The organism is Arenimonas sp., from assembly GCF_036275555.1.
Taxonomy (GTDB): Bacteria; Pseudomonadota; Gammaproteobacteria; order Xanthomonadales; family Xanthomonadaceae; genus Arenimonas.
This window is the reverse complement of record NZ_DASUDO010000043.1, coordinates 12,385-32,944: the sequence shown is the minus strand read 5'-3', so window position 1 is coordinate 32,944 and position 20,560 is coordinate 12,385. Positions and strand designations below refer to the sequence as shown.

The 20,560-nt window shown below is 70.4% G+C and carries 20 protein-coding genes; 10 read left to right on the top strand and 10 right to left on the bottom strand.

Going from position 1 to position 20,560, the window contains the following annotated elements; genetic code table 11:
- Positions 1-350, top strand: a 350-nt coding sequence (locus tag VFV21_RS11610) for a tyrosine-type recombinase/integrase (protein WP_329669583.1), incomplete at its 5' end; no start/stop codon positions are given.
- 27 nt (positions 351-377) lie between these two features.
- Here VFV21_RS11610 and VFV21_RS11605 read toward each other — a convergent pair.
- The 6 genes from VFV21_RS11605 to VFV21_RS11580 all read right to left on the bottom strand — a co-directional run bounded on the left by VFV21_RS11605 (position 378) and on the right by VFV21_RS11580 (position 4,423).
- Entirely contained in the window at positions 378-731 is a 354-nt protein-coding gene (locus tag VFV21_RS11605; RefSeq protein WP_329669582.1) for a DUF971 domain-containing protein, read from the bottom strand.
- Between the two features lie 43 nt (positions 732-774).
- Positions 775-1,362, bottom strand: a complete 588-nt coding sequence (locus tag VFV21_RS11600) for a hypothetical protein (RefSeq protein WP_329669581.1) — start codon at positions 1,360-1,362, stop codon at positions 775-777.
- Positions 1,359-1,904, bottom strand: coding sequence for a sigma-70 family RNA polymerase sigma factor (locus tag VFV21_RS11595; RefSeq protein WP_329669580.1), 546 nt, complete (start codon positions 1,902-1,904; stop codon positions 1,359-1,361). Before VFV21_RS11595 ends, VFV21_RS11600 begins: the two co-directional genes overlap by 4 nt.
- 146 nt (positions 1,905-2,050) lie before the next feature.
- Positions 2,051-3,388 (bottom strand): ATP-dependent protease ATPase subunit HslU, encoded by a 1,338-nt coding sequence (hslU, locus tag VFV21_RS11590; RefSeq protein ID WP_329669579.1) that lies wholly within the window; start codon positions 3,386-3,388, stop codon positions 2,051-2,053.
- Positions 3,388-3,927, bottom strand: a complete 540-nt coding sequence (gene hslV, locus VFV21_RS11585) for an ATP-dependent protease subunit HslV (protein ID WP_329669578.1) — start codon at positions 3,925-3,927, stop codon at positions 3,388-3,390. Before hslV ends, hslU begins: the two co-directional genes overlap by 1 nt.
- Before the next feature lie 142 nt (positions 3,928-4,069).
- Entirely contained in the window at positions 4,070-4,423 is a 354-nt protein-coding gene (locus VFV21_RS11580; protein WP_329669577.1) for an ArsC/Spx/MgsR family protein, read from the bottom strand.
- A gap of 43 nt (positions 4,424-4,466) precedes the next feature.
- Between VFV21_RS11580 and ubiE the strand changes: the two genes are divergently transcribed.
- Positions 4,467-5,225 (top strand): bifunctional demethylmenaquinone methyltransferase/2-methoxy-6-polyprenyl-1,4-benzoquinol methylase UbiE, encoded by a 759-nt coding sequence (ubiE, locus tag VFV21_RS11575; protein WP_329669576.1) that lies wholly within the window; start codon positions 4,467-4,469, stop codon positions 5,223-5,225.
- A 163-nt stretch (positions 5,226-5,388) separates the two neighbouring features.
- Here the strand turns inward: ubiE and VFV21_RS11570 are convergent, their stop codons facing one another.
- On the bottom strand, positions 5,389-7,077 hold the full coding sequence (locus VFV21_RS11570; RefSeq protein WP_329669575.1) for a GspE/PulE family protein: 1,689 nt from the start codon (positions 7,075-7,077) through the stop codon (positions 5,389-5,391).
- 171 nt (positions 7,078-7,248) lie between these two features.
- On the opposite strand from VFV21_RS11570, the gene VFV21_RS11565 reads away from it, so the two are divergent.
- The 6 genes from VFV21_RS11565 (at position 7,249) to VFV21_RS11540 (ending at position 14,127) form a co-directional block, all read left to right on the top strand.
- On the top strand, positions 7,249-9,126 hold the full coding sequence (locus VFV21_RS11565) for a M1 family metallopeptidase (RefSeq protein ID WP_329669574.1): 1,878 nt from the start codon (positions 7,249-7,251) through the stop codon (positions 9,124-9,126).
- Between the two features lies 1 nt (position 9,127).
- Positions 9,128-10,081, top strand: a complete 954-nt coding sequence (locus tag VFV21_RS11560) for an alpha/beta fold hydrolase (protein WP_329669573.1) — start codon at positions 9,128-9,130, stop codon at positions 10,079-10,081.
- A gap of 7 nt (positions 10,082-10,088) precedes the next feature.
- Entirely contained in the window at positions 10,089-10,697 is a 609-nt protein-coding gene (locus VFV21_RS11555; RefSeq protein ID WP_329669572.1) for an aspartyl/asparaginyl beta-hydroxylase domain-containing protein, read from the top strand.
- Between the two features lie 3 nt (positions 10,698-10,700).
- Positions 10,701-11,909: a hypothetical protein gene (locus VFV21_RS11550; RefSeq protein ID WP_329669571.1), complete on the top strand. Its 1,209-nt coding sequence runs from the start codon at positions 10,701-10,703 to the stop codon at positions 11,907-11,909.
- A 115-nt stretch (positions 11,910-12,024) separates the two neighbouring features.
- Positions 12,025-13,494 carry an alpha/beta hydrolase gene (locus VFV21_RS11545; protein WP_329669570.1) on the top strand — a complete coding sequence of 490 codons (1,470 nt, stop codon included), beginning with the start codon at positions 12,025-12,027 and terminating at the stop codon, positions 13,492-13,494.
- A 123-nt stretch (positions 13,495-13,617) separates the two neighbouring features.
- The gene (locus tag VFV21_RS11540) at positions 13,618-14,127 is read left to right on the top strand and encodes a DUF1993 domain-containing protein (protein ID WP_329669569.1); all 510 of its coding nucleotides are present in this window, start codon (positions 13,618-13,620) and stop codon (positions 14,125-14,127) included.
- A gap of 1 nt (position 14,128) precedes the next feature.
- Here VFV21_RS11540 and VFV21_RS11535 read toward each other — a convergent pair whose 3' ends face one another.
- The 3 genes from VFV21_RS11535 to VFV21_RS11525 form a co-directional block, all read right to left on the bottom strand.
- Positions 14,129-14,944 carry a calcium-binding protein gene (locus VFV21_RS11535; RefSeq protein WP_329669568.1) on the bottom strand — a complete coding sequence of 272 codons (816 nt, stop codon included), beginning with the start codon at positions 14,942-14,944 and terminating at the stop codon, positions 14,129-14,131.
- Positions 14,945-15,132: 188 nt separating this feature from the next.
- A complete protein-coding gene (locus VFV21_RS11530; RefSeq protein ID WP_329669567.1) occupies positions 15,133-16,860 on the bottom strand; it encodes a M28 family metallopeptidase in 1,728 nt (575 codons plus the stop codon).
- A gap of 56 nt (positions 16,861-16,916) precedes the next feature.
- On the bottom strand, positions 16,917-17,645 hold the full coding sequence (locus VFV21_RS11525; protein WP_329669566.1) for a hypothetical protein: 729 nt from the start codon (positions 17,643-17,645) through the stop codon (positions 16,917-16,919).
- Positions 17,646-17,779: 134 nt separating this feature from the next.
- Here VFV21_RS11525 and gpmI point away from each other — a divergent pair, with 134 nt between their 5' ends.
- Positions 17,780-19,324, top strand: coding sequence for a 2,3-bisphosphoglycerate-independent phosphoglycerate mutase (gene gpmI / locus VFV21_RS11520; protein ID WP_329669565.1), 1,545 nt, complete (start codon positions 17,780-17,782; stop codon positions 19,322-19,324).
- Positions 19,321-20,481, top strand: a complete 1,161-nt coding sequence (locus VFV21_RS11515) for a murein hydrolase activator EnvC family protein (RefSeq protein ID WP_329669564.1) — start codon at positions 19,321-19,323, stop codon at positions 20,479-20,481. Before gpmI ends, VFV21_RS11515 begins: the two co-directional genes overlap by 4 nt.
- Positions 20,482-20,560 lie beyond the last annotated feature (79 nt).

Sequence of the window (20,560 nt, the reverse complement as noted above, 5' to 3'; positions counted from 1 at the left end):
CGGTGAAGGCCTATCTGGACGCGCGACCCGCCTTCCTGCCGAAGGGCGACAAGGCCAACCCCTGGCTGTTCCCGTCACGCGGGAAGGGCGGGCGGCTGACGCCGCGGCGGTTCGCCCAGATGCTGGACGAGGCGGCGGCGGACGCCGGCATCGACCCGGCGCGGGTCAGTCCGCACGTGCTGCGGCACGCCTTCGCCACCCACCTGCTGGAGGGCGGGGCGGACCTGCGGGTGGTGCAGAAGCTGCTGGGCCACGCCGACATCGCCACCACCCAGATCTACACCCACCTCGACTTCCAGCACCTGGCCAAGGTCTACGACGCCGCCCACCCCCGCGCCCGCCGCAAGTAAAACAAATGAACCAGGTTCATTTGTTTTCTAGCGGGAAAGGCCGGCGGCTTCGAGCGCGGCGACGTAGTTCGCCCAGCGGGCGTCGTATTCGCGGCCCAGTTCGTGCAGCAGGCTCCAGCTGAAGATGCCGGTGTCGTGGCCGTCGTCGAAACGCAGCAGCACGCCGTAGTTGCCCATCGGCTCGATGGCGCGCACGTTGACGTTGCGCTTGCCGGCCACCAGGACCTTCTGGCCCGGGCCGTGGCCCTGCACCTCGGCGCTGGGCGATTCCACCCGCAGGTACTCGCAGGGCAGGCGGAAGCGGCTGCCGTCGTCGAAGGCGACTTCGAGGGCGTGCGAGGTGCGGTGCAGGATCAGGTCGGTGGGGCGGGGCGTGCTCATGCGGCCAGTTTACCGTCGGTCGCCGGAGAAACCGGCGCCGGGATCAACGCAACTGCTCGGCCAGCGTGGCGAGCCGCTGGCAGCGCTCGCGGGCCAGGCGGGAACGGCGGACGCCGTAGAGGCCCACGAACGGCATCGTGACTGCGGCGCCAACCTGCATGTTCAGAAGGTCGTGCGCCAGCTCCGTGCCGTCGCCCCAATACATGGCGATCCACATGGCGGCGTGCAGGGTTAGCAGGAGCCCCATCGCGCTGTACATGCCGAACCGCCAGTAGTGCAGGGTGGTGGTGCAGCGGCGCCGCTCGATGTCGATCAAGGCGTGGACATCCAGCCCTGCCTCGCTCCACTCGCGCCGGCGCAGCCAGACGATGTACGCCTGGTACGGGATCATGAAAAGCGCCAGGCCGCCGGCCACCCAGGATTCGACCGGTTTGGCGTTGGCGCGCAGCGCCACCCACGCCAGGAATACCACCATCACGGCCGCCAGCAGTGTCTCCAGCACCAGCATGATGCGCAGCCGCCGGCCCTGCCGGCCGGCCTCGGCGCGCAGCGCGTCGACGTCGATCTTCGGCACGTCCTGGCCGCGCCAATCCGAGCCCATCGCGTCCCAGTCCTTCATCGGCCCGTTCATGCCGCGTCTCCCAGCCATTCGTTCAATTGCCGGCGGGCGCGGCTCAGGCGCTGCGCCACCGTGTTTTCCTCGAGCTTGAGGGTGTCGCCGATCTCGCGCTGTGAAAAACCCTCCAGCGCCAGCACCACCACCTGGCGCTGGCCCAGCGGCAGCGCGCGCACGGCGGCCAGCAGGTCCTTGCGGCGCTGGTGCATCTGCGCGTGCTGGAGCGGGTTGGCGTCCGGATCGGGGTGGTCCTCGTGCAGCTCGTCGCCGCGGGCGCGCTTCTCGCGGGCCAGGTGGTCGATGGCGCGGTTGTGCGCGACGCGGGCCAGGAAGGTGCGCAGCGAGGCGTCGCCGCGCCAGCTGGCCAGCGCCTTCCAGACCGCGAGGCTGATTTCCTGCAGCAGGTCGTCGCGCCGCGCCGCCTCGGATTCATAGCTGCCGGCGATGCGGGCCAGCATCGGCCCGTGTTCGCGCAGCACGGCTTCGATGTCAGGCGTGGCCAGGGGCATGGCGGACTCGGCGCGGGGCGCGCTGGGGGCAAGGGCGGCGGCGGGCATGTCGGTCTTCATCCGGTCTCAAAACCCTAGTCCGGGCCACCGGCGGAAACCTGACATCAAAAAAAACGTACCAGGTTCATTTAGCCCCCGGGATGGCGCCAGAAGGGGCGGATCCTGGGGGCTAAATGAACCTGGTACATCTTTGTTTACAGAATGTAGCGGCTGAGGTCGGGGTCCTGGACGGCGTCGCCGAGCTGGGCGTCGACCATGGCGCGGTCGATCATCAGGGAAAGGCCGCCCTTGTCGGGGGCCTCGAAGCTCAGTTTCTCCAGAAGTTTTTCCAGCACGGTGTGCAGGCGGCGGGCGCCGATGTTTTCCTGGCGCTCGTTGACCAGGAAGGCGATCTCGGCCAGGCGGTCGATCGCGCCCTCGTCGAAGCCGATGTTCACGCCCTCGGTGGCCAGCAGCGCCATGTACTGGCGCACCAGCGCGTTCTTCGGCTCGGTGAGGATGCGCTTGAAGTCGTTGCGGCTCAGCGCGCCCAGCTCGACCCGGATCGGGAAGCGGCCCTGCAGCTCCGGGATCAGGTCGGACGGCTTGGCCAGGTGGAAGGCGCCCGAGGCGATGAACAGGATGTGGTCGGTGCGCACCACGCCGTACTTGGTACTCACCGTGCTGCCCTCGACCAGCGGGAGCAGGTCGCGCTGCACGCCCTCGCGGCTGACGTCGCCGCCGCCGATCGCGTCCTTGCGCTTGGCCACCTTGTCGATCTCGTCGATGAAGACGATGCCGTTCTGCTCGCAGGCCTCGATCGCCTTGACGCGGACGTCGTCTTCGTTGACCAGCTTGCCGGCCTCTTCCTCGACCAGCAGCGGCCGCGCCACCTTCACCGCCAGGCTGCGCTTCTGCGCCTTGCCGCCGCCCAGGTTCTGGAACATCGCCCGCAGCTGCTGGCCCATCTCCTCCATGCCCGGCGGCGTCATGATGTCCATGCCGGCGGCGGCCTGGCTGAGTTCGAGTTCTATCTCGCGATCGTCCAGCTCACCGGCGCGCAGCTGGCGGCGCAGCTTGTTGCGCGTCTCGTTCTCGCCCTCGGCGTTCACTTCGATCGCGAAGCCGGGGCCTTTTCGCCGCGGCAGCAGCGCGTCGAGGATGCGGTCCTCGGCGCGCTCCTCGGCCTGCGTGCGCACGCGGGCCTTGGCCTGCTCGCGGAACATCTTCACCGCGCCGTCGGCCAGGTCGCGGATGATCTGCTCGACGTCCTTGCCGACGTAGCCGACCTCGGTGAAGCGCGTCGCCTCCACCTTCACGAACGGCGCATTGGCCAGCGCCGCCAGCCGGCGCGCGATCTCGGTCTTGCCGACGCCGGTGGGGCCGATCATCAGGATGTTCTTGGGCATCACTTCGTCGCGCATCGCCGGGTCGAGCTGCATGCGGCGCCAGCGGTTGCGCAGGGCGATGGCGACGGCGCGCTTGGCCTCGTTCTGGCCGATGATGTAGCGGTCGAGTTCGCCGACGATCTCGCGGGGGGTCAGTTCGGACATCAGAGTTCCTCGATCACGAGGTTGCGGTTGGTGTAGATGCAGATGTCGCCGGCCACGTTGAGCGCGGCTTCGGCGATCGCGCGGGCGTCGAGCTGGCTGTGCTGCAGCAGGGCGCGCGCCGCCGCCAGGGCATAGGGGCCGCCGGAGCCGATCGCCACCAGCCCGTCCTCGGGCTCGATCACGTCGCCGTTGCCGCTGATGATCAGCGAGCTTTCCCGGTCGGCCACCGCCAGCAGCGCCTCGAGCTTGCCCAGGCGCCGGTCGGTGCGCCATTCCTTGGCCATCTCGACCGCGGCGCGCAGCAGGTGGCCGTTGTGCTGCCCCAGCTTGGCCTCGAACACTTCGAACAGCGTGAACGCATCGGCCGCCGCGCCGGCGAAGCCCGCCAGCACCTTGCCCTCGGCCAGGCGCCGCACCTTGCGCGCATTCGATTTCATCACCGTGTGGCCGAGGGTGACCTGGCCATCGCCGGCCACCACGACGCGGTCGCCGCGCCGGACGGAAAGGATGGTGGTGGCGTGGAAAACATTCGGGTCCATGCGGGCTCCTGGTCGTGAACCCCTGTTCTGGGGTCGCCCCCGCCCGAGGACAAGCGCCTCGCCCCCTGTAGGAGGGACTTCAGTCCCGAAGCTTTTCGGCGAAAAGCTTCGGGACTGAAGTCCCTCCTACAGGGGGGCGCGGCTACAGGAGGGCCAGCAGCGCCTCGCTGGGCCGGCCGATGACGGCGCGATCGGCCGACTCCAGCACCGGGCGCTCGATCAGTCCGGGGTTCGCGGCCAGCAGGGCGGCCCATTCGGCCGCCGGGCGCTCATCGGCCGGCGACAGGCCCAGCGCCGCGGCCGCCTCCTCCTTGAACCGCACCAGCCGGCGCGGATCCCCGCCCAGCTTGCCCAGCAGGGCGAGCACGGCGGCGGGCGAGGGCGGCTCGGCCAGGTAGAGCACCCGCCCGGGCGAAACGCCCCGGGATTCGAGCAGCGCCAGCCCCTCGCGGGACTTGCTGCAGCGCGGGTTGTGCCAATAGCGAAGGGTTTCCATGCGTGAATGATGTCATGGCGCCGGCGGTGCGATAATCCCGGCCATGGACAAGACCCCCGAGAGCGGCACCACCCACTTCGGCTTCCGCGACGTGCCGGTGGCCGAGAAGAAGAAGCTGGTCGGCCAGGTGTTCAGTTCGGTCGCACAGCAGTACGACCTGATGAACGACCTGATGTCGCTGGGCATCCATCGCCTGTGGAAGCGCTACTTCGTCGGCACCTCGGGCGTGAAGCGCGGCGACCGCGTACTCGACCTGGCCGGCGGCACCGGCGACATCGCCGCCCTGCTGCACGAGCGCGTGGGTGACACCGGCAGCGTCGTGCTGGGCGACATCAACGCCGCCATGCTCGGCGTCGGCCGCGACCGCCTCACCGACCGCGGCCTGGTGCGCGGCCTCGAGTACGTGCAGCTCAACGCCGAGGCGCTGCCGTTCCCGGACGCCAGCTTCGACCTGGTCACCATCGCCTTCGGCCTGCGCAACGTCACCGAGAAGGCGAATGCGCTGAGGGAAATGCACCGCGTGCTCAAGGTCGGCGGCCGCGCGCTGGTGCTCGAGTTCTCCCAGGTCAAGCCCGAGTGGTTTCGCCCGGTCTACGACTTCCATTCGTTCAAGGTGCTGCCGCGCCTGGGCAAGCTGTTCGCCAACGACGCCGACAGCTACCAGTACCTGGCTGAGTCGATCCGCAAGCACCCGCCGCAGGACGAACTCAAGGCCATGATGGCGGCGGCCGGCTTCGGGCGCACCGATTACCGGAACCTTAGTGCGGGCATTGTCGCCATTCACTCCGGCTACAAGGTCTGAACACGGCGTAGCTCGTTCGGGATGGGAGAAGAAGTTAGTGGTTAGGAGTTAGAAGGTAGTAAAAGAAGGCAGCCCTCCGCTCTCACTACCTCCTACCTCCTACCTCCTACCTCCTACCTCCTGCCTCCTGCCTCCTGCCTCCTGCTTTTCCCGCTCCAGGGCTTCAATCCGCCCGCACCCGCCAAGCCTCCCCCAGCGAAATCAACCCCTCCCGCGCCAGCGCCACCGCTGCCTGCGTAATCGGCACCATGCCTTCCTCGATCGCCGTGCGGTGGATGGTGTCGGCCTCGGCGCCGGGGACGATCAGTGACTGGATGCGCGGGGTCACCACCATGAACTCGTACACCGCGCGCCGCTTGAACACGCCCAGCCCGTCGCAGTGCGAGCAGCCGCGCCCGACGTGGAAGACCTCGTCTTCGCCCACGCCCAGGATGCCGCGGATGTGCGGGTCCACCTTCTCCACCTCGCGGCAGTGCTTGCAGGTCAGCCGCACCAGCCGCTGCGACATCACCGCCAGCAGCGAGGCGCGCAGCAGGTAGGCCTCGACGCCGAGGTCGAGCAGGCGCGTCACGGTGGTCGCCGCCGTGTTGGTGTGCAGCGTGGACAGCAGCAGGTGGCCGGTGAGCGCGCTCTCGACCGCAATGCCTGCCGTTTCCTCGTCGCGGATCTCGCCGACCATGATCACGTCGGGATCGTGGCGCAGGAAATTGCGCATCGCGCTGGCGAAGGTGAAGCCCGCCGCACGGTTCACCTGCATCTGCTGGATATCGTCGATGTAGAACTCGACCGGGTCCTCGATGGTGAGGATGTTGATGCGCTGCTTGCGCAGCTCCAGCAGCATCGCGTACAGCGTCGTGGACTTGCCGCAGCCGGTCGGCCCGGTGGTGAGGAACATGCCGTGGCTGCGCCCCATCACGTCGTCGATGCGCTGGCGGTCGGCCGCGCTCAGGCCCAGCTGCTCGAGGTCCCACAGGCTCTCGTTGGTGTCGAGCAGGCGGATCACCACCGATTCGCCGTACACCGCCGGCAGCACCGAGATGCGCAGGTCCACGTCGCGGCCGTCGTCGAGGGTGAAGGTGGTGCGGCCGTCCTGCGGCTTGCGGTGCTCGGCCAGGTTCATCGCACCCAGCACCTTCACGCGGCTGGTGACCGCCGGGTGCAGGCTGCGCAGCAGGCGTCGCACCGGCACCATCTCGTCGTCGATGCGGTACAGCACCTCGGTGCCGTGTTCGCCCGGCCGCAGGTGGATGTCGGAGGCGCGGCGGGCCACGGCTTCGCTGATCAGGCCCTGCACGATGCGCACCACCGGCTTCTCGCGCGACAGCCGCTCGGCTTCCTGGATGGTGGTCTCGTGGCCGGTGGCGCCCGGGTCCAGGCCCAGCTGGTGGGCGACGTCGCGGTCCTCGACCTTGTCGTAGTGCTCGGCGATCGCCTCGCGGATGTCGCGGGCGCTGGCCACCAGCGGCAGCACGCGCTGGCGGCAAAGGAAGTCGAGCGTCGCCAGCGAGTCGGGGCTGCCCGGGTCCTCCATCGCCACCGTCACCACGCCCTCGAACAGCTTCAGCGGTACGGCCCGCAGCCGGCGCACCACCTCCGGGCGCAGCAGGGCGGTCGCGTCCGCGCCCGAGGGCAGGTCCTTGAGGCGGACCAGCGGCAGGCCGAGCCGGGCCGCCAGCCGGTAGGCGCCCTCGTTGCAGTCGTCGCCCAGCGCCAGCCAGGCCTCCAGCGACAGCTGGCCTTCCGGGGCCTGCCAGGAGTGCCCGCCGGCGGCCACGTCCTTGACGTAGGCGGCCAGGGTCGCGGCGTCGGCGATCAGGTGCGGGGTGCGGGGCGCGTGGCTGGCGGGTTCCATGGGGTCCTACCGGTAAGGATTACCCACAGTATCCCCGGATTGCCGGGCCCGGAACTTGAGGCAAGTCACGCCGGACCCCGCCCCCGCGGGGGAGTGGCCGGCCCCGGGAACCACACCGGCAGCCCGGCCCGCCTGCGTTAGAATCCGGAGGTCCTGTCAGTGGAATTGACCATGCCCCGCCTCGGCTTCCTGCTCGCCCTCCTGATCGCGTCCGCCCCGGCCTTCGGCCAGGACCGCCGCAGCGACGAGCATTCCTACGCCCAGCCCGACAAGGTTCGCATCCGCGACCTCGCCCTCGACCTCACCGTGGATTTCGAGAAGCGCCAGCTCAGCGGCAGCGCCACCCTCGGCCTCGACTGGGTGGACCCGGCCCAGCGCGACCTGGTGCTCGACACCCGCGACCTCGCCATCGCCGCCGTCGAAGCCCGCAACGGCAAGCGCAAGTTCCGCGAGGTGCCGTTCGTGCTGGCCGAACGCGACGAGCGCTTCGGCAGCAAGCTCACCATCACCCTGCCGCGCCAGTTCGAGCAGGTGCGCATCCGCTACGCCACCTCGCCCGACGCCTCGGGCCTGCAGTGGCTGAGCCCGGCGATGACCGCCGGCGGCAAGACGCCCTTCATGTTCAGCCAGTCGCAGGCCATCCACGCCCGCAGCTGGGTGCCGCTGCAGGACACGCCGTCGGTGCGCTTCACCTACACCGCGCGCATCCGCACGCCGGCCACCGTGATGGCGCTGATGAGCGCCGACAACGACCCGGCCGCCGCCCGCGACGGCGACTACAGCTTCTCGATGCCGCAGGCCATCCCGTCCTACCTGATGGCGATCGCCGCCGGCGACCTCGTGTTCAAGCCGATCTCCGCGCGCGCCGGCGTCTGGGCCGAGCCGCAGACCGTGGACAAGGCGGTCAAGGAGTTCGAAGACACCGAGGAGATGATCAAGGTCACCGAATCGCTCTACGGCCCCTACCGTTGGGAGCGCTACGACCTGCTGATCCTGCCGCCCTCGTTCCCGTTCGGCGGCATGGAGAACCCGCGCCTGAGCTTCATCACGCCCACCGTGATCGTCGGCGACAAGTCGCTGGTGTCGCTGATCGCGCACGAGCTGGCGCATTCGTGGTCCGGCAACCTGGTCACCAACGCCAGCTGGAAGGACATGTGGCTCAACGAGGGCTTCACCAGCTACGTCGAGAACCGCATCGTCGAGGCGCTGTACGGCAAGCCGCGCGCCGACATGGAGTTCGTGATCAGCCGCAACGGCCTGCTCGACCAGCTCAAGGAGCTGCCGCCCGAGCGCCAGGTGCTGGTGCTGCCGATGCGCGGCGGCAGCGATCCCGAGGATGCGCTGGGCGCGGTGGCCTACGACAAGGGCGCGTGGTTCCTGCAGTTCCTCGAGCAGCGCTACGGCCGCGCGGATTTCGATGCCTTCCTGCGCGCGTGGTTCGACGCGCACGCCTTCCAGAGCGCCGACAGCGACCAGTTCCTGGCCTTCCTGAAGTCCAACCTGATGGCCAAGCGCCCGGGCGTGGTGTCCGAGGCCGAGGTCATGGAGTGGCTGACCCGCCCGGGCGTGCCGGCGTTCGCGCCCCAGACCGCCTCCCCGCGCTTCGATGCGGTGGATGCCGCGCGGACGGCGTGGCTTGAGCAGCGCGCGGCCGCGCGCGACCTCGAGACGGCGGCGTGGACCACGCAGGAGTGGGTGTATTTCCTGGAAGGCCTGCCGGAAACCCTGGACGCCGAGCGGCTGGTCGAGCTCGACCAGGCCTTCCGCTTCACCGGCACCAGCAACGGCGAGCTGGCCCAGCGCTGGTATCCGCTCAGCGTGCGCAGCGGCTACTTCGAGGCGCGCCCGGCGATGTCGCTGTTCCTGCGCAAGATCGGCCGCCGCAAGCTGGTGATGCCGACCTACGATGCGCTGTCGAAGTCGGAGGAAGGCCTGGCCTTCGCCACCCAGATCTTCGCGATGGCGCGCCCGGGCTACCACCCGATCACCAGCGCCTCGGTCGAGGCCCTGCTGGCGCGCGCCCGCGCCGCGCAGAAGACCCCGGACTGACGTGCCCAAGCCGCGCTCCGGCACCCGCAAGATCGTCATCGCCACCTCGCTCGGCCTCGCGCTGGGCGCGGTGGGTTTCGCCGCCACCGCGCCCGAGCGCGTGCTGGAGGCGGAATTCGCGCGGCAACGCTGGCTGGCCAAGGCGGGCGTGGCGGAGTACGACGTCGCCGACCACCGCTGGATGGCGCTGGAATCGGGCCGCGACGCCGGCAAGCCGCTGCTCGTGCTCGTGCATGGCTTCACCGGCAGCAAGGAGAACTGGCTGCCGCTGATGCGCGAGATGGCGAAGACGCACCGCATCATCGCGCCCGACCTGCCGGGCTGGGGCGCCAGCGAGCGCCACCCCGGCGGCGACTACGGCCCGGTGGCACAGGCCGAGCGGCTGGCGCAGTTCATCCGCGCGTTGCCCGAGCGGCCGGCGCTGGTGGTCGGGCATTCGATGGGCGGGCAGATCGTCGGCCTGATGAGTGCGCGCAACCCGGGCCTGGTCGATCGCATCAGCCTGATGTCCTCGGCCGGCGTGCGCTACGAGGAGAACGCGTTCGCCAACGCGGTGCTCGCGGGCGAGAACCCGTTCCAGGTGACCACGCGCGCCGAGCTCAAGCGCTACCTCGGCATCGTCTTCGCCGACCCGCCGTTCGTGCCGTGGCCGGCGAGCGAGGCGCTGGTGCGCCGCCGCCGCGCCGACGCCGGTTTCGAGCAGCGCGTGCTCGACGGCATCGGGCGCGGCCCGGACGCGTTCGCGCTGGAGGAGGAGATGCACCTGATCCAGGCGCACACGCTGCTGCTGTGGTGCCGCGACGACCGCGTGATCGACGTCAGCGCCGCCGACGTGTTCGCCCGCGGCCTGGCGCGCAGCCAGTCGGTGCTGCTGGCCGGCTGCGGCCACATGCCGATGATGGCGCAGCCGCGGCAGGTGGCCGAGGCCTTGAACGCGTTCCTCGCGTCCCCCTGAGCCACGCATGGACAGGTCCCCGGTGGTTTCCTTCGCCCGGCTGGACGTGCCGGTGGCGCTGGCCGAACTGCAGGCCGAGGTCGGTGCACTGCTGGACCGCGGCTGGGTCGACCACGTCAACCAGCGCGACTACACCGGCCGCTGGGACGTCCTGCCGCTGCGCTGCCAGCGCGAGCACGCCGACGCGCATCCGATCCTCCAGGGCTTTGCGATCGTCGGTGGTGAACACTGGCAGGACCTGCCGGTGCTCGACCACTGCCCGGCCATTCGCGGCCTGCTGGCCGCGCTCGCCTGTCCGGTGGAATCGGTGCGGCTGATGCGCCTGCACGCCGGCGCAGAAATCAAGCCGCATCGCGATCCGGGCCTGGGCCTGGAGCACGGCGTAGCGAGGATGCACGTGCCGGTGCGCACGAACGCGTCGGTCGCCTTCGTCGTCGACGGCGAACGCATGCCGATGCAGGCTGGCGAGCTTTGGTATTTCAACGCCGACCAGGTGCACGCGGTGCATAACCGCGGCGACCAGGACCGCATCCACCTGGTGATCGACTGCGTCGCCAACGACTGGCTGGTGGCGAAGGTCCAGGCGGGCGATCCGCGGCATCCGGCGCCGGGCTGAGGCGTGGACCTGCTGCCCCGCTACCGGGCGCTGGTGGCGTCGCGCGACGCGATGGCCCACCTGTGCGAGGCGCGCTCGCCCGCGATGCTGTTCCAGCGCTTGCGCGATGCCTGGGGCCTGGATGGCGTGGGCGACGACGCGCTGGTGGCCGAACTCAACCGCTGCAATCGCGAGGTGCTCGACGGCGACGCCGGTGCGCTCGCGGGGCACTGGTTTCCCTATCGTTACCACGCCGCGAGCCGCAGCCTGGCCTGGTGCCTGCCCGACGGGCCGGCCACCGAACCCTTCCAGGACGAGTACATCGCGCGCTGCCGGCAGCAGCTGGCGGGGCACTTCATCCAGCCGCGCACGGCGATCGCGCCGCTGCTGGCGACGGCGCCGGACCCGCTGCCGGTGCCCGCCGGCCTGGTGTTCCACCTTTCGCGCTGTGGCTCGACGCTGGTGTCGGGTTGCCTCTCGACGCTCGACGACACCACGGTGCTGTCGGAGCCGCCGCCGATGACCGAGGCCTTGCTCGACACCTCGCTGGGCGACGCGCCCCGGCGCCGGCTGCTGCAGTGGCTGGTGGCGCTGCAGGCGGCGCCGTTCCCGGGCCGCGACCGGGTGGTGGTGAAGTGGAATGCCTGGGACCTGTTCGCCTGGCCCCTGATCCGCGACGCGTTCCCGGGCGTTCCCCGGCTGCTGCTGTTCCGCGCGCCGGAGGAGATCCTGGCCTCGCACGCCCGCGGCGCCGGCCGCCACATGGCCGGCGATCCCTCGCTGGCGCCGCTGTCGCCGGTGTTCTCGCCCGGGCCTGCCGACGGTACCGTGCTGGACCAGCGCATCCGCGTCCTGCGCGCGCTGATGCAAGCCATGGTGCAGTTGCCGGATGCGCCGGAGTCGCTCGCGCTCGACTACGCCCAGCTCGATGCCCCGGCGCTGGAGGCCATCTGCCGGCATTTCCGCATCGCCATCGACGACGCCGGCGCGGCGCGGATGCAGGCGCGCATGGCGGTCCACTCCAAGATCCCCGGGCAAGCCTTCCAGCCCGACGCCGAAGCCAAGCGCCAGTGGTTCGACCCCGAGGCCAGGCAAGCCATCCGCCAATCCCTGGCCGGCGCCTACAGCGATCTGGGTAAGCGCCGCGGAGCAGGCTTTTCCGGACCCGGTCCTGACCCGGCCGGCCAAGCCGGGTACGATCACGCCTTGCGCAAGCCTTCGGGCCACCCATGATTCTGTCGCTCCACGCCGCCTCGGTTTCCGTTTTCCGGCAAGCGTCCGGAGGCCCGTCCCGGGTGCTGGCCGTGGCGGCCAGCGGTGCCCTCGTAGACGGGCCGGGCTGACGCGCTTGCGCCGCGGCTTCGCCAAGGGGATCCATCCGGGCTGGCGGGTGCTGCGGTTCGTGCTGCTGGCGTGGTTGGCGGTCACGGCGCTGGTGGTCGTTGGCAGCGCCTTCAGCTCGCGCGCCTTGCCCGAACTCTCGCCCTGGCATCGCTGGACCTTCGACCGCGAGCCCGGCGCCAGCGCGCTGCGCGGCATGGACTGGGACGCCTACCTGCGCGCCGAACAGGCGGTGTTCGACGAACTGCGCGCCCACCTCGCCGCCGACCCGCGGCCCGGCCGCTACCGCTACGAAGCGCAGAGCCCGCTGGGCGCCCGCGGCGGCGCCACCGACTGGAACCGCAGCCAGGTGCTGCCGCCCGAAGGCGAGGTGCGCGGCGGCGTGCTGATGCTGCACGGCATGAGCGATTCGCCCTACAGCCTGCGCCACCTCGCCGAGATCTACCGGGCACGCGGCTTCGTGGTGGTGATCCCGCGCATGCCGGGCCACGGCACCGCGCCTTCGGGCCTGCGCAGCGCGCAGTGGATGGACTGGCTGGCCACGGTGGAGCTGGCCGCGCGCGAGGTGCGCGCCCGCGCCGGCGACGACAAGCCTTTCCACCTGGTGGGTTACTCCAACGGCGCGGCGCTTGGGCTGAAGTACGCGATGGACCGGGCGGAAGAGGGCGGCGACGCCACGCTGCCCGTGCCCGACCGCCTGGTGATGGTGTCGCCGATGATCGGCATCGGCCGGCTGGCGGCGTTCTCGCGGCTGATGCCGCTGCTGTCATGGATCCCGTACTTCGAGAAGTCGCGCTGGCTGGACGTGCAGCCCGAGTTCAACCCGTTCAAATACAACTCGTTCCCGGTGAACGGCGTGCGCCAGTCCTGGCTGCTGGTCGGCGCGGTGCAGACGCAGCTGCTGCAGCTGCGGGCCACGGGCCGCAGCGACCGGCTGCCGCCGATCCTGGCCTTCCAGTCGGTGCTCGACGGCACGGTGAGCACGGAGGCCGTGGTGCGCAACCTGTTCGACCAGCTGCCGGCCAACGGCAGCGAGCTGGTGCTGTTCGACATCAACCGCCAGGGCGTGCTGGCGCCGATGCTGCGCAGTTCGGCGGGCGCGGTGCTGGACGACCTGCAGCCGGCCGAGGCCTTCGCGTACCGGCTGACGGTGGTGGGCAACGTGGACGCCGATTCCGCCAACGTCGCCGAGCGCCGGCGCGAGCCCGGCCAGCACGAGGCCGTGCTGCGGCCGCTCGTGTACCTGTATCCGTCGAACGTGTACTCGCTGTCGCACGTGGCGCTGCCGTTCCCGGTGGACGACCCGCTCTACGGCCTGTCGCCCCGGATGGACGAGGACTACGGCATCCGCCTCGGTACGCTCGCCCTGCACGGCGAGCGCGGCGCCCTCTCGGTCGGCACCGACCAGCTCCTGCGCCTCAACAGCAACCCCTTCTACGGCTACCTAGCCACCCGCATCGACGAAACCCTCCAGTAAAAGGGGTCAGAGTAATTATTTGTTTGAAGCAAATAATTACTCTGACCCCTTTTCCGGCCAGCGGCATGACCGCTGCGTCGGGCGCGCGTACGATGGCGGCTCCTTCCTGCTCTCGAGTCGCCCATGACCGTTTCCCTTTACGCCGCCTCCGTGCCCGTGTTCCAGCAGATGCTCGGCGGCCTGTCCCACGTGCTGGCCAAGGCCGCGGCCCATGCCACCGAGCGCAAGATCGACCCGGAGGCCTACCTGAAGCTGCGCCTGTTCCCGGACATGTTCCCGCTGGTGCGCCAGGTGCAGATCGCCTGCGACTTCGCCAAGTCGGTGTCGGCGCGGCTGGCGCAGGCCGAGGTGCCCGCATGGGAGGACAACGAGGCCAGCTTCGACGACCTGCAGGCGCGCATCGCCCGAACGCAAGCCTTCATTGCCGGCCTGGATGCCGCCGCGTTCGACGGCGCCGAAGCCCGCGAGATCGTGCTGCGCCCGGGCACGCCCAAGGAAAAGCGCCTGACCGGCCAGGCCTACACCCTGGCATACGGCCTGCCGCAGTTCTTCTTCCACGTCACCACCAGCTACGCGCTGCTGCGCCACGCCGGCATCGAGATCGGCAAGCGCGATTTCATGGGCAGCTACTGAGTCACGGCGCGCCCACGAGGCGCGCCACGGTGAAGCGATCGAGCATCAGGCGGTAGTGGTGCTCGTCGTCCGTGAGCGGGCCGGATTGCCGATGCCACGGATTCTGCAGCCGCTTGCCGCAGCCGCCGAACATGCAGGCCCAGTGCGCGCCGCGGAAGCCCTGGATGTCCACCGACCACGGCGCCAGGTCCGCCAGCCAGTGACCCATCGGCACCTGCATCTGCAGGGGAGCATCGTCGGGACGGGCCAGCTTGGCGTGAACATTGCCCGTCAGCACCAGCAGCCGGCCGCGGGTCAGGGCGTTGAAGGACGCCCGCACGCGTGCGGCCATGATCCTGTCGCGCTGGTTCCCGTCGATGCGTCGGCCCGGCTCGGCGTCGTAGGCGAGCAGGCTGACGTCACGGCCTTGAGCGCGCAACTGGCGCACCTGTTCGATGAGATCGAGCATGTCGTGGCTGCGGCGGCCGTCGTGCTGGTCGCCCTGCACGTTCCAGAAAGGGGTGGCGAGAAGTTGGGCGCGGTCGGCGTGGGTGCCGGCGGACTCGAGGTAGCGGCGCAGGTGCGGCTGGCCCGAGCCGGGGATCTCCAGGCCCAAGAGCACCGGCCCTTCCGCGGCGTATTGCTCGACCACGTGCGCGACGAGGCGTGGTATCTCGCGGGTGCCGTGCATCTCGCCCAGCAGGATCAGCCGAGCATCGCCGGCGGCGGCGACCAGCGTCTTGGCGGCGGCCCCCGGCGGCTCGCCCTCGGGCGGAGCGGCAGGGGCGGAGGTCATCATCGTCAGCGAGAGCAGTGCCGCCAGCAACAGTCGATGCATGGGGTCCATCCGGAAGGGCCTGCCCAAGGACTGGCGGTGGACGCTGGCGAATTCAAGCGCCCTGTGGGAGCGACTTCAGTCCCGATGCCTTTGGCCGGAAGGCATTGGGACTGAAGTCCCTCCCACAAGGAACAAAAGAAAAGGCCGCCCCGGAGGGCGGCCTTTTCTTGTCCGAACGCAGCAAGGGATCAGTCCGCGGCTTCGGCACGCGACGCATCGCGCGCGGCCTTGAAAGCATTGCCCTCGACGTAGTTCGGCCAGGCCTCGTTGCCGGCCAGTTCCTTGCCGACGCCGTACAGCGCCATCAGGTCCTGCACCACGCCGCGCAGGTCCCAGTTCGGATCGAACTCGTCGGCCGGCTTGTGGTAAGCCACGCCCTGGTACTGCGCCTGGATCTCGCGGCCGTACTCCACGCCCTTCTCGACGTGGTCGATGCCGCCCTTGGCGTACAGCGCCGGCACGCCGAACTTGGCGAAGCTGAAGTGGTCGGAGCGGAAGAAGAAGCCCTTCTCGACGCCGTCCTCTTCCACCAGGGTGCGGCCCTGCGCGGTCGCGATCGGCTCGAGCACCTTGTCGAGCTCCGAGTTGCCCAGGCCGATCACCACGAAGTCCTTGGTCGGGCCCACCACGCTCATCGCGTCCAGGTTCACCACCGCCACCGTGTCCTTGAGCGGGATCACCGGGTTGGCCGCGTAGTACTTCGAGCCCAGCAGGCCCGATTCCTCCAGGGTCACCAGCAGGAACACCACCGAGCGCGCCGGCTTCGGGTCCTGCACGGTGAAGGCCTCGGCGATCTCGAGCACGCCGGCCACGCCGGTGGCGTTGTCGATGGCGCCGTTGTAGACGTGGTCCTCGCCCTCGGTCGCCGCCGCGGCCTTGTCGCCGCCGTGGGTGGCGCTGTGGTCGCCCAGGTGGTCCCAGTGCGCGGTGTAGACGATGGCCTCGTCCGGCCGCTCGCTGCCCGGCAGCTTGGCCAGGATGTTGCGCGACGAGCTTTCCTTGATCGTCGAGTTCAGCGTCGCCGAGAAGGTGGCGTCGCCCAGCGCGACCGCCTTGAAGCCCGGCACGTTCGCGGCCGCGCGCATCGCTTCGAAGTCCAGGCCGGCGTCGGCGAACAGCTGCGTGGCCACTTCACCCGTGATCCAGCCCTGCATCGGCAGGCGCGGCTCCGGGTCGGCGCTGGCGGGCAGGTCGTACTGCGCGCCCGACCAGCTGTTCTTCACCACGTCCCAGCCGTAGCCGGCGCCGCTGTCGTCATGGATGATCAGTGCGGCGGCGGCGCCCTGGCGGGCGGCTTCCTCGTACTTGTAGGTCCAGCGGCCGTAGTAGGTCATCTTCTTGCCGCCGAAGAGTTCCTCGCTGCCGGCGTGGTAGCCCGGGTCGTTGACCAGCACCACGACGGTCTTGCCCTTGACGTCCAGGCCTTCGTAGTCGTTCCAGCCGGCTTCCGGCGCGTTCACGCCGTAGCCGACGAACACCATCTCGCTGGCGTCGACCTTCACTTCCGGCTGCGCGGTGCGGGTGCCCAGCGCCATCTGGGTGCCGAAGGCCAGCGGGCGGGCCTCGCCGTTCACGCCGATCATGGCGCTGGAGGTGGCCTCGTCGGCCGTGGTCTCGACCATCGGCACGTCCTGGAACCAGCTGTCGCCGTTGCCCGGCTGCAGGCCCAGGCGCTGGAACTGCGCGACCAGGTAGTTGGCGGTCATCTGCTCGCCCGGGGTGCCCGGGGCGCGGCCACCGAACTCATCGGACGAGAGCACCTTCACGTGCTGCGCGAAGTCCTCGGCCGAAATCTCGGGACCAAAGCCGTGCTCGACGGGCGGCGCGACGGCGACCGGCGTCGTCTCCGGCTCGGGCGCCTTGCTGCAGGCCGCCAGCGCCAGCGCCGCGGCCGCGAAGATCAGGGTACGTTTCATCGTCAGGGGTTCTCCACAAGGGGAACCCCGATTCTACGCCAGCAAATGAACCAGGTTCATTTGGAGCGCGGGGGGAGGGTATCCGTGAAGGGCTGGGCGGTGGCGCCGGTGACGGGGCCGATCTTGGCCGTCGGGTGCACGAAGAGCTCGACCTCGTGCTCGAACACCAAAGAGCCGGCGACCACCGAGTTGGCGCCGATCACGATCCGCGGAACCTGCCGGTCTTCCGACTTCCACCAGTTGCCGGTCGGCTTCTCGACCAGGATGCCGCCGTCGACGTGGGTGCCGCCGGCGAGCACGATGTCGCCGTTGGTGGTGGTCACGTCGCCGCCCACCTGGGCGCCGCGCAGGGTGATCGCGCCGTTGACGTTCTCGATGTCGCCCACGACCTCGGCCTGCTCGGCGACCCGGATGCCGCCGTTGACGGCCTCGATGTCGCGATCCACCCGCGCGCCCTTCGCCAGCCGGATGCCGCCATTCACGGCCTCCAGCGACCCCGCCCGGGCGCCTTCGCCCAGGGTGATGCCGCCGTTCACCGTCTCGGCGCTGCCCACCCGCGCCCGGTCGTGGATGGTGATGCCGCCGTTGACGGTCTCGGCGCTCTCCACCTTGGCGCCCTCGCGCACGGTGATGCCGCCGTTGACCGAGCTGAGCGAACCGTATTCCTGGTCGGCCTGGGCGGTGATGCCGCCGAACACCTTGTCCACGTCCTGCTGGGCCAGCGCCGGGCCGGCGGCCAGGGCCAGGGAGAGGGAGATCAGCGAAGCGAGGGTGCGAACGCGCATGGGGTGGCTCCTTGGGGATTCCCTGCTGGGATGCACGGGCTGCGGCGGGGGTTTAAAGCCGGTTCAAGGCCAGGCGGGCCCAGCCTGCGCCGCGGGGCTACAATTTGCCCGTGCCTAATGTCCCGGAGTCGCCCGTGCCCGCCGCCCAGAACCGTCCCAAGCCCCTGCTGCTGCTGATCCTCGACGGCTGGGGCCACCGCGACGACCCGGCCGACAACGCCCTGGCCCAGGCCCGCCTGCCGAACTGGCGCCGCCTGCTGGCCGAGTGCCCGCACACCCTGGTCCACACCGAAGGCAAGCACGTCGGCCTGCCCGACGGCCAGATGGGCAATTCCGAAGTCGGCCACATGAACATCGGCGCCGGCCGCATCGTCTACCAGGACCTGACCCGCGTGGACGCCGCCATCGAAGACGGCAGCTTCTACGCCAACGCCGAACTGGTCGCCGCCTGCCGCGCCGCCAAGGCCAACGGCGGCGCCCTGCACCTGATGGGCCTGCTTTCGCCCGGCGGCGTGCACAGCCACGAGGACCACCTGTTCGCGATGATCGAACTGGCCCGCCGCGAAGGCGTGGCCGACATCGCCGTGCACGCCTTCCTCGACGGCCGCGACACCCCGCCGCGTTCGGCCGAACCCAGCCTCGCGCGCCTGCTGGCCGTCTGCGCGGCTGGCAACGGCGACGCCCACGTCGCCACCGTCAGCGGCCGCTACTACGCGATGGACCGCGACCAGCGCTGGGACCGCGTCGAGCGCGCCTACCGCGCCATCGCCGAAGCCGAGGCCGACGACACCGCCTCCGACGCGATCACCGCGCTGCACGCCGCCTACGGCCGCGGCGAGAACGACGAATTCGTGCTGCCGACGGTCATCCGCGGCGGCCGCGCCATGCGCGACGGCGACGCCGTGGTGTTCATGAACTTCCGCGCCGACCGCGCCCGCCAGCTCACCAGCGTGTTCGTGTCGCCGCAGTTCAACGGCTTCGCGAAGCCGCGCCCGATCGCGCTGTCGCGCTTTGTCTGCCTCACCGAGTACGACGCCTCGCTGCCGGCGCCGGTGGCCTACGGCCCCGAGGACCTGCGCAACACGCTGGGCGAAGTGCTGGCCGCGCACGGGCTGACCCAGCTGCGCATCGCCGAGACCGAAAAATACGCGCACGTGACTTTCTTCATGAGCGGCGGCCGCGAGGCCCAGGTGGACGGCGAGGACCGCGTGCTGATCCCGTCGCCCAAGGTCGCCACCTACGACCTGCAGCCGGAAATGAACCTTCCCCAGCTCACGGCGCGCCTCACCGACGACATCCGCGCGAAGCGGCACGACGTCATCATCTGCAACGTCGCCAACCCCGACATGGTCGGCCACAGCGGCATCCTGTCCGCCGCGATCAAGGCCGCCGAGGCGGTGGACGATGCGCTGGGCGCGATCCGCGGCGCGCTGCGCGAAGTCGGCGGCGAAATGATCGTCACCGCCGACCACGGCAACGTCGAGATGATGCGCGACCCGGAAACCGGCGAACCGCACACCTCGCACACCGTCGGCCCGGTGCCGATGGTCTACGTCGGCCGCCCCGCCAGCCTGCGCGCCGGCGGCGCCCTCCGCGACCTCGCGCCCACCGTGCTGCACCTGCTCGGGATCACGCCGCCGCCGGAAATGACCGGTCGCTCGCTGGTGACGCTGGCTTGATCCGCCTCGCCGCACTGCTCGCCGCCGCGCTGCTGTCCGCGGCGCCCGCGGCGTTCGGACAGGGCGCGCCCGAGCGCGCGCGCCAGGAGGCCGAGGCGCAGCAGCGCCTGGAAACCTTGCGCAAGCAGATCCGCCAGATCACCACCGAGCAGCGCGAAGTCGACGCCGAACGCGGCGAAGCCACCCGTGAACTGCGCGCCGCCGACGCCACCGTGTCCGAGGCCGTGCGCGCCCTGCGCCGCACCGAGGCCGGCATCGCCACCCAGGAACTCGAGCTGCAGCAGCTCGAGGCGCGCCAGGCCGAACTCGAGGTGGGCCTCGCCGACCAGCGCGAGGCGCTCGCCGCGCTGGTGCGTTCGGCCTACGCGCTCGGCCGCCACGAACAGCTCAAGCTGCTGCTCGCGCAGGACCGCATGAGCGACCTGGCCCGCGTGCTGGCCTACCACCGCTATTTCCAGGCCGACCGCCAGCAGCGCATCACCGGCCTGATGGCCGAGCTGCGCGAACTGGCCGCCGTCGCCCAGCAGATCACCGACCAGCGCCAGATCCTCGAAGCCGCGCGCGCGCAGCAGCAGACCGAACTGGCCGCCCTCGAAGCCCAGCGCGGCGAACGCGCCGGCGTGCTGGCCGCGCTCGAGGCCCGCTTCAAGGACCGGGCCGCGCGCCTGGCCACCCTGGGCCGCGACGAGAAGTCGGTGCTCAGGCTGCTTGAACAGCTGCAGGACGCCGTCGCCGATATCCCGCGCCAGGTGGACGACAACCGCCCCTTCGCCACCCGCCGCGGCCAGCTCGGCCGCCCGTTGGCCGGCAGCGTGCTCGCGGCCTTCGGCGGCCGCCTGCCCGACGGCCGCCCCAGTGACGGCCTGCTGATCGCCGGCACCGCCGGCGCCGAAGTCCGCGCCGCCGCCCCGGGCCGCGTGGCGTATTCGGACTGGCTCAAGGGCTACGGCCTGCTGGTCATCCTCGACCACGGCGACGGCTGGATGAGCCTGTACGCCTTCAACGACGCCCTGCTCAAGGACGTCGGCGACTGGGTCCGCGGCGGCGAGCCGCTGGCCACCGTCGGCAGCTCCGGCGGCCAGGGCCGCCCCGGCCTCTACTTCGAGCTCCGCCGCAACGGCCAGCCCCAGGACCCCAAACCCTGGCTCCGCCCCTGACCCCGCACTCACTGTAGGAGGGACTTCAGTCCCGAAGCTGTTCGCCAAAAAGCATCGGGACTGAAGTCCCTCCCACAGG

Bases quoted from the DNA above. Each gene is read 5' to 3' on its own strand.
- hslV (WP_329669578.1), bottom strand. From the start codon at position 3,927: ATGGACCCGAATGTTTTCCACGCCACCACCATCCTTTCCGTCCGGCGC.
- VFV21_RS11565 (WP_329669574.1), top strand. From the start codon at position 7,249: ATGCCCCGCCTCGGCTTCCTGCTCGCCCTCCTGATCGCGTCCGCCCCG.
- ubiE (WP_329669576.1), top strand. From the start codon at position 4,467: ATGGACAAGACCCCCGAGAGCGGCACCACCCACTTCGGCTTCCGCGAC.
- VFV21_RS11605 (WP_329669582.1), bottom strand. From the start codon at position 731: ATGAGCACGCCCCGCCCCACCGACCTGATCCTGCACCGCACCTCGCAC.
- VFV21_RS11580 (WP_329669577.1), bottom strand. From the start codon at position 4,423: ATGGAAACCCTTCGCTATTGGCACAACCCGCGCTGCAGCAAGTCCCGC.
- VFV21_RS11535 (WP_329669568.1), bottom strand. From the start codon at position 14,944: ATGCATCGACTGTTGCTGGCGGCACTGCTCTCGCTGACGATGATGACC.
- VFV21_RS11570 (WP_329669575.1), bottom strand. From the start codon at position 7,077: ATGGAACCCGCCAGCCACGCGCCCCGCACCCCGCACCTGATCGCCGAC.
- hslU (WP_329669579.1), bottom strand. From the start codon at position 3,388: ATGTCCGAACTGACCCCCCGCGAGATCGTCGGCGAACTCGACCGCTAC.
- VFV21_RS11595 (WP_329669580.1), bottom strand. From the start codon at position 1,904: ATGCCCGCCGCCGCCCTTGCCCCCAGCGCGCCCCGCGCCGAGTCCGCC.
- VFV21_RS11540 (WP_329669569.1), top strand. From the start codon at position 13,618: ATGACCGTTTCCCTTTACGCCGCCTCCGTGCCCGTGTTCCAGCAGATG.
- VFV21_RS11525 (WP_329669566.1), bottom strand. From the start codon at position 17,645: ATGCGCGTTCGCACCCTCGCTTCGCTGATCTCCCTCTCCCTGGCCCTG.
- VFV21_RS11530 (WP_329669567.1), bottom strand. From the start codon at position 16,860: ATGAAACGTACCCTGATCTTCGCGGCCGCGGCGCTGGCGCTGGCGGCC.
- VFV21_RS11555 (WP_329669572.1), top strand. From the start codon at position 10,089: ATGGACAGGTCCCCGGTGGTTTCCTTCGCCCGGCTGGACGTGCCGGTG.
- VFV21_RS11600 (WP_329669581.1), bottom strand. From the start codon at position 1,362: ATGAACGGGCCGATGAAGGACTGGGACGCGATGGGCTCGGATTGGCGC.